We start from the raw sequence: 6,089 nt of genomic DNA, 5'->3' as shown, positions 1-6,089 counted from the left end.
GGGGTGAACAACCACTCGATCATCTCTTCGACCGTGAAGCCGTCGTCCCGCAGGAGCGTCAGGGTGCCGGACAGGCCCTTGACGACCTTGTCGCCGTCGATGAAGGCGGCGGGGACGTGCAGCGCGCGGTTCTCACCGCGGCGTACGGCGATGAGCTGGCCCTCCTTGACCAGCTGCCGCACGCGCGTCACCTCGACGCCGAGCTTCTCGGCGATGTCGGGGAGGGTGAGCCAGGCAGGGACGAGAGCATCGATCTTTGCGTCAATCTCGGTCACGGAATCAAGCCTGCCATCTGCCACTGACACTAGGAAGCCAGGCCCGTCCGCCGGTGGCCTCGTGCCTCACGCCGTCGCCGCCTTCAGCGGCCGCGCCGGGTCCGCCAGCAGGTCCGGATCCAGGGGCGTCCCGGACTCGATCAGCCGTCGGCCCTGAGCCAGATCCCGCGGTCGGCCGACCGCCAGCAGGGCGACGAGCCGGCCCTCGCGCAGCCAGCAGACCGTCCACGCCGGCCCGGAGGGGTCACCGCGCCAGACGGTGGTGTCGGCCGACGTGTGGTGGCCCGCGTACTGCACGAAGCGGCCGAACTGCTCGGACCAGAAGTACGGCACCGGGTCGTAGACCTCGGGCGTCAGGCCGATGATGTTGGCCGCGACCGTGCGCGGACCCTGCAGCGCGTTGTCCCAGTGGTGGATCAGCAGGCGCTCCCCGTACCTTCCCGAGGGGAAGGAGGCGCAGTCGCCGACCGCGTACACGTCCGGCACCGAGGTGCGCAGACGGTCGTCGGCCAGGACGTCGCCGTGCTCGCCCAGCTCGATGCCGGAGCCGGCCAGCCAGCCCGTGGCCGGCCGCGCGCCGATGCCGACCACCACGGCGCCCGCCGGCAGCCGCGAGCCGTCGTCGAGCACCACCGCGCCGGGCTCGACGCGCTCCACGCGCGCGTGTGTACGCAGCACGGTGCCGCTGTCGGCGTACCAGGCGGCCATCGGCGCGGCCACCTCCGCGGGCAGCGCCCCCGCGAGCGGCCGGTCCGCGGCCTCCACGACCGTCACGGCGCAGCCGGCCTCGCGGGCCGCGGTGGCGAACTCGGCGCCGATCCAGCCTGCGCCGACAACCACGATGTCGTGCTGCTCGGTGAGCACCGGCCGCAGCCGTTCGGCGTCGTCCAGGGTGCGCAGCAGATGCACGCCGGGGACGCCCTCGGCGCCCGGCAGCCGGATCGGTTCCGCACCGGTGGCCAGGACGAGCACGTCGTACGGCACCGGCCCGGCGGAGGTGTCGAGCACATGCGCGTCGGACCGTACGGCCAGCGCCTCGCAGCCGAGCCGCAGTTCGAGGCCGAGCGACTCGAAGTCGACGTCGAAGGCGGATCCCTCGGCCTTGCCGAGCAGAACGGCCTTGGACAGCGGCGGCCGGTCGTAGGGCTGGTGGGGTTCGGCGCCGATCAGTGTCACGGTGCCGGTGAAGCCCTGCTCGCGCAGGGCGACCGCGGTCTGCACACCGGCCATGCCCGCGCCCACGACGACCACGCGCCGCGGCTGTGACGTGCCCTTTTCCTGCGTCTGGTCGCTCACCTGATCACCATAGTCGGCCGATCCGGGCGGCTGCTGTGCCGGCTCGGCCCTCACTCGGCACGCCGTACTCCTCCCCCTACCCGCTGTGAGCGGAGACACCGTCCGGCGGGCGGGGCACGGGGAGGCTCCCTTACAAGATCGTGCGGTGCGGGCTAGGGTGGCCCCCGTACAAGGACTCGCGGGAGCCCGGACGCACCGGGCTGAGAGGGAGGCTGGCGGCCTCCGACCGTACGAACCTGATCCGGGTCATGCCGGCGAAGGGAGGGGCTGGACGCCCATGTCGTTGCCACGTATGCCGGACGTCCTCATCGTCGGGGGCGGGATCATCGGGCTGGTGACGGCCTGGCGCGCGGCGCAGCGCGGGTTCGCCACCGCCGTGGTGGACCCCGAGCCGGGCGGCGGGGCCGCGCAGGTGGCGGCCGGGATGCTGGCCGCCGTCACCGAACTCCACCACGGCGAGCAGACCCTGCTCGGACTCAACCTGGCCTCGGCCCGCCGCTACCCGGACTTCGCGGCCGAGCTGACCGAGCTGACCGGTCACGACCTCGGCTACCGCCGCTGCGGCACGCTCGCCGTCGCGCTGGACGCCGACGACCGCGCCCACCTGCGCGAACTGCACGCCCTGCAGCGCCGGTCGGGCCTGGAGTCGGAGTGGCTGTCCGGGCGGGACTGCCGGCGCCTGGAGCCGATGCTCGCGCCGGGCGTGCGCGGCGGCCTCCGGGCGGACGGCGACCACCAGATCGACCCGCGGCGGCTTGCCCACGCCCTGGTCGCGGCCTGCGAACGGGTGGGCGTGGTCTTCCACCGCGCCCGGGCCGAACGGCTCACCGTGGCCCGTGACCGGGCCGCCGGCTGCGTACTGGGCGACGGCACCGCGCTCGGCGCGGACCAGGTGGTCCTCGCGGCGGGCAGCCGCAGCGGGCGGCTCGCGGGGGTCCCGGACGACGTACTGCCGCCGGTGCGGCCGGTGAAGGGGCAGGTGCTGCGGCTGACGGTGCCCAAGCGGTACGCGCCGTTCCTGAGCCGTACCGTGCGGGCCGTGGTGCGCGGCAGCCACGTCTACCTGGTGCCGCGGCTCAGCGGGGAACTGGTCGTCGGGGCCACCAGCGAGGAGCTGGGCTGGGACACCACGGTGACGGCGGGCGGCGTGTACCGGCTGCTGCGCGACGCGCACGAACTGGTGCCCGGGATCACCGAGCTGCCGCTGACGGAGACCCGCGCGGGACTGCGCCCCGGCTCCCCCGACAACGCGCCGCTGCTCGGCCCGACCGGACTGGACGGGCTGCTGCTGGCCACCGGGCACTACCGCAACGGCGTGCTGCTCACGCCGGTCACCGGTGACGCCATGGCGCACGCCCTGACCACCGGCGAGCTTCCGGACGAGGTCCGCCCCTTCACCCCCAGGCGCTTTCGCGCCGCCGCACTCACGGAGCAGCCCGCATGAACATCTCCGTCAACGGTGAGCCCCGCCGGATCGCGCCCGGCACGGCTCTCGACACCGTCGTGCGGACCCTCACCCCGGCGCCTTCCGGGGTGGCCGCCGCCCTCAACGAAACCGTCGTCCCGCGCGCGCAGTGGCCGTCCACGGCCCTCGCCGAGGGCGACCGCGTCGAAGTGCTGACCGCCGTCCAGGGAGGCTGAGCCATGGCCGACGACCCCCTGGTCCTCGGTGGGACGTCCTTCACCTCCCGGCTGATCATGGGCACGGGGGGTGCGGCGGGCCTGGAGGTGCTGGAGCGGGCGCTCGTCGCCTCCGGCACGGAGCTGACCACCGTCGCGATGCGGCGGGTGGACCCGTCCGTGCACGGGTCCGTGCTGTCGGTGCTGGAGAAGCTGGGCATCCGGGTGCTGCCCAACACCGCGGGCTGCTTCACCGCCGGTGAGGCGGTGCTGACCGCACGGCTCGCGCGCGAGGCGCTGGGCACCGATCTGGTCAAACTGGAGGTCATCGCCGACGAGCGCACGCTGCTGCCGGATCCGGTCGAGCTGCTGGACGCGGCGGAGACGCTGGTCGACGACGGGTTCACGGTGCTGCCGTACACGAACGACGACCCGGTGCTCGCGCGGAAGCTGGAGGACGCCGGCTGCGCGGCGATCATGCCGCTGGGGTCGCCGATCGGGTCGGGACTCGGGATCCGGAACCCGCACAACTTCCAGCTGATCGTGGAGCACGCGCGCGTACCGGTGATCCTGGACGCGGGCGCGGGGACGGCCTCGGACGTGGCGCTGGCCATGGAGCTGGGGTGCGCGGGGGTGATGCTCGCGTCGGCGGTGACGCGGGCGCGGGAGCCGGTGCTGATGGCCGAGGCCATGCGCTGCGCGGTGCGGGCGGGGAGGCTGGCCCACCGGGCCGGACGGATTCCTCGGCGGTACTTCGCGCAGGCGTCGTCTCCCCCGGAGGGGCTGGCTCGGCTGGATCCGGAGCGGCCCGCTTTCTAGGTGCCCCGGGCCGTGCTGTGGGCGTGGGGTCGCTCGCCCGCGCCTGCGGGTCGTGCAGGCCGGCTGGGTCCGTCACAGGTCGGTCGCAGTGTCAGCGGGGTGTCCTTGGCTGCTCGTAGACTCACCTGCGTGGATACGACCCTTCAGGACCCTCTTGTCGGGCAGGTGCTCGACGGCCGTTATCGCGTCGACGCGCGGATCGCCGCCGGCGGGATGGCCACGGTCTACCGGGCCCTGGACACCCGTCTGGACCGGGTCCTCGCGCTCAAGGTGATGCACCCGACGCTCGCGGTCGACGGCTCGTTCGTCGAGCGGTTCATCCGGGAGGCCAAGTCGGTCGCCCGGCTCGCCCACCCGAACGTGGTGCAGGTCTTCGACCAGGGCACCGACGGGTCGTACGTGTACCTCGCGATGGAGTACATCGCCGGCTGCACCCTGCGCGACGTGCTGCGCGAGCGCGGGGCGCTGCAGCCGCGGGCCGCGCTGGACATCCTGGAGCCGGTGCTCGCCGCGCTGGGCGCCGCGCACCGCGCCGGGTTCGTGCACCGGGACATGAAGCCGGAGAACGTCCTGATAGGGGACGACGGCCGGGTCAAGGTCGCCGACTTCGGGCTGGTGCGCTCGGTGGACACGGTGACGAACACCACCGGAGCCGTCCTCGGCACCCTCTCCTACCTCGCGCCGGAGCAGATCGAGCACGGCACGGCCGACCCCCGGGTCGACGTGTACGCGTGCGGGGTCGTGCTGTACGAGATGCTGACCGGCGGCAAGCCGCACCAGGGGGAGTCCCCCGCCCAGATCCTCTACCAGCACCTCCACGAGGACGTACCGGCCCCGTCGGACGCCGTTCCGGGGCTGCCGTACCAGCTGGACGAACTGGTCGCACAGGCCACCGCGCGCACCCCGGGCGTCCGGCCGCAGGACGCGGTCGCCCTGCTCGCACGCGTGCGCGAGGCGCGTGCGGGACTCGGCGAGGAGCAGCTGGACGCGGTGCCGCCGCAGGCCCTCGCCGCGGAGCACGACAACGCGGAGGACCGCACGAGCGTGATCCCGCGCGCGCTCACGGTGCCGCGCCCGCTGCCCCGGACTCTTCCCGTGTCTCGCCGTCTCACCGGATGGTGATCGTGATCGTCGAACCCTTCGGCGCCCGGTCGCCGCCCTTCACGGACTGCTTCCTGACGGTGTCGCCGAACAGTCCGAGCAGACCCCGGTCCTCCTCGACCTTGAAGCCGGCGTTCTCCAGCCTGTTCCTGGCGTCGTCCACACTGCTGCCGGTCACGTCCGGCACCTCGACCATCTCCGGGCCCTTGGACAGCGTCAGCGTGATCGTGTCGCCCTCGGCGGCCCGGCTGCCGGCCGCCGGGGTCTGCTGGGCGACCTGGCCCTTGTCGAACTCGGAGTTGACCTGTTCGGAGGCGATCCGCACCTTCAGGCCGGCGGCCTGAAGGTCGGACTTCGCCCGGTCCAGGTCCTCGCCGGTGACGTCCGGCACGTCCACCGGGCGGCCCTTGCTGACGGTGAGCGCGATCGCCGAGCCGGCACGCCGCTCGGTGCCCGCCGCGGGGTCGGTACCGATCACCGAGCCTCTGGCCACGCTCTCGCTGAACTCCTGGGTCACCATGCCCGGCTCCAGCCCCTCCTTCTTCAGCAGGGCCCGTGCCTCGCCGAGCGAGCGGCCCTCCAGGCCGGGCACCTTCACGGTCTCCGGTCCGTCGGAGAGGGTGAGCGTCACCGAGTCGTGGCTGCGGATCCGGGCGCCCGCCCCGGGGTCCGTACTGATCACCGTGCCGCGCTTGACCGTGTCGCTGTAGGCGTGCTTGACGTCCTTGACCTCGAGACCGGCCTCCTTCAGCCGCTCCCTCGCCTGCGCCTCGGTCTTCGCCAGCAGCGGCGGGACCTTCGTGAACTGGCCCGAGTTGATGTACCAGACGCCTCCGCCGAGCCCGAGGACCAGCAGGACGGCGGCGACGATCGTGAGCAGACGCCGCCGGGGCCGGCCCGGGCGGCGCGGACCGGGCGCCGGCGGAGGCGGGGGCGTCTCGAAGCGGGCGGTGCGGTCGAGGCCGCCCCCGGCCGGCC

At 73.6% G+C, this 6,089-nt stretch carries 6 protein-coding genes, 1 pseudogene and 1 riboswitch; of the genes and pseudogenes, 4 read left to right on the top strand and 3 right to left on the bottom strand.

What is annotated here, in order from left to right:
- Both C1I97_RS29150 and C1I97_RS29145 read right to left on the bottom strand, forming a co-directional pair.
- Positions 1-275, bottom strand: a 275-nt coding sequence (locus C1I97_RS29150; protein WP_111006111.1) for an Rv2175c family DNA-binding protein, incomplete at its 3' end; no start/stop codon positions are given.
- A 66-nt stretch (positions 276-341) separates the two neighbouring features.
- The gene (locus C1I97_RS29145; protein WP_111006112.1) at positions 342-1,571 is read right to left on the bottom strand and encodes an NAD(P)/FAD-dependent oxidoreductase; all 1,230 of its coding nucleotides are present in this window, start codon (positions 1,569-1,571) and stop codon (positions 342-344) included.
- 168 nt (positions 1,572-1,739) lie between these two features.
- Positions 1,740-1,851, top strand: a riboswitch (TPP riboswitch).
- Between C1I97_RS29145 and thiO the strand changes: the two genes are divergently transcribed.
- The 4 genes and pseudogenes from thiO to C1I97_RS29125 all read left to right on the top strand — a co-directional run.
- Positions 1,849-3,015 (top strand): glycine oxidase ThiO, encoded by a 1,167-nt coding sequence (gene thiO, locus C1I97_RS29140; RefSeq protein ID WP_111006110.1) that lies wholly within the window; start codon positions 1,849-1,851, stop codon positions 3,013-3,015. Its footprint overlaps the riboswitch before it by 3 nt.
- Positions 3,012-3,212 (top strand): sulfur carrier protein ThiS, encoded by a 201-nt coding sequence (thiS, locus tag C1I97_RS29135; RefSeq protein WP_111006109.1) that lies wholly within the window; start codon positions 3,012-3,014, stop codon positions 3,210-3,212. The genes thiO and thiS overlap by 4 nt, the downstream gene beginning before the upstream one ends.
- Before the next feature lie 3 nt (positions 3,213-3,215).
- Entirely contained in the window at positions 3,216-4,010 is a 795-nt protein-coding gene (locus C1I97_RS29130) for a thiazole synthase (protein WP_111006108.1), read from the top strand.
- Positions 4,011-4,139: 129 nt separating this feature from the next.
- Positions 4,140-5,093, top strand: a pseudogene (locus C1I97_RS29125) (protein kinase domain-containing protein); the annotation flags it as partial.
- Positions 5,094-5,118: 25 nt separating this feature from the next.
- On the opposite strand, the gene C1I97_RS29120 reads toward C1I97_RS29125, so the two are convergent.
- Positions 5,119-6,089 (bottom strand): Stk1 family PASTA domain-containing Ser/Thr kinase (locus tag C1I97_RS29120; protein ID WP_146608325.1); only part of this gene is annotated, 971 nt, incomplete at its 5' end.

It is taken from the genome of Streptomyces sp. NTH33 (assembly GCF_003236365.1).
Lineage (GTDB): Bacteria > Actinomycetota > Actinomycetes > Streptomycetales > Streptomycetaceae > Streptomyces.
This window is presented reverse-complemented; position numbering and strand designations above follow the sequence as displayed.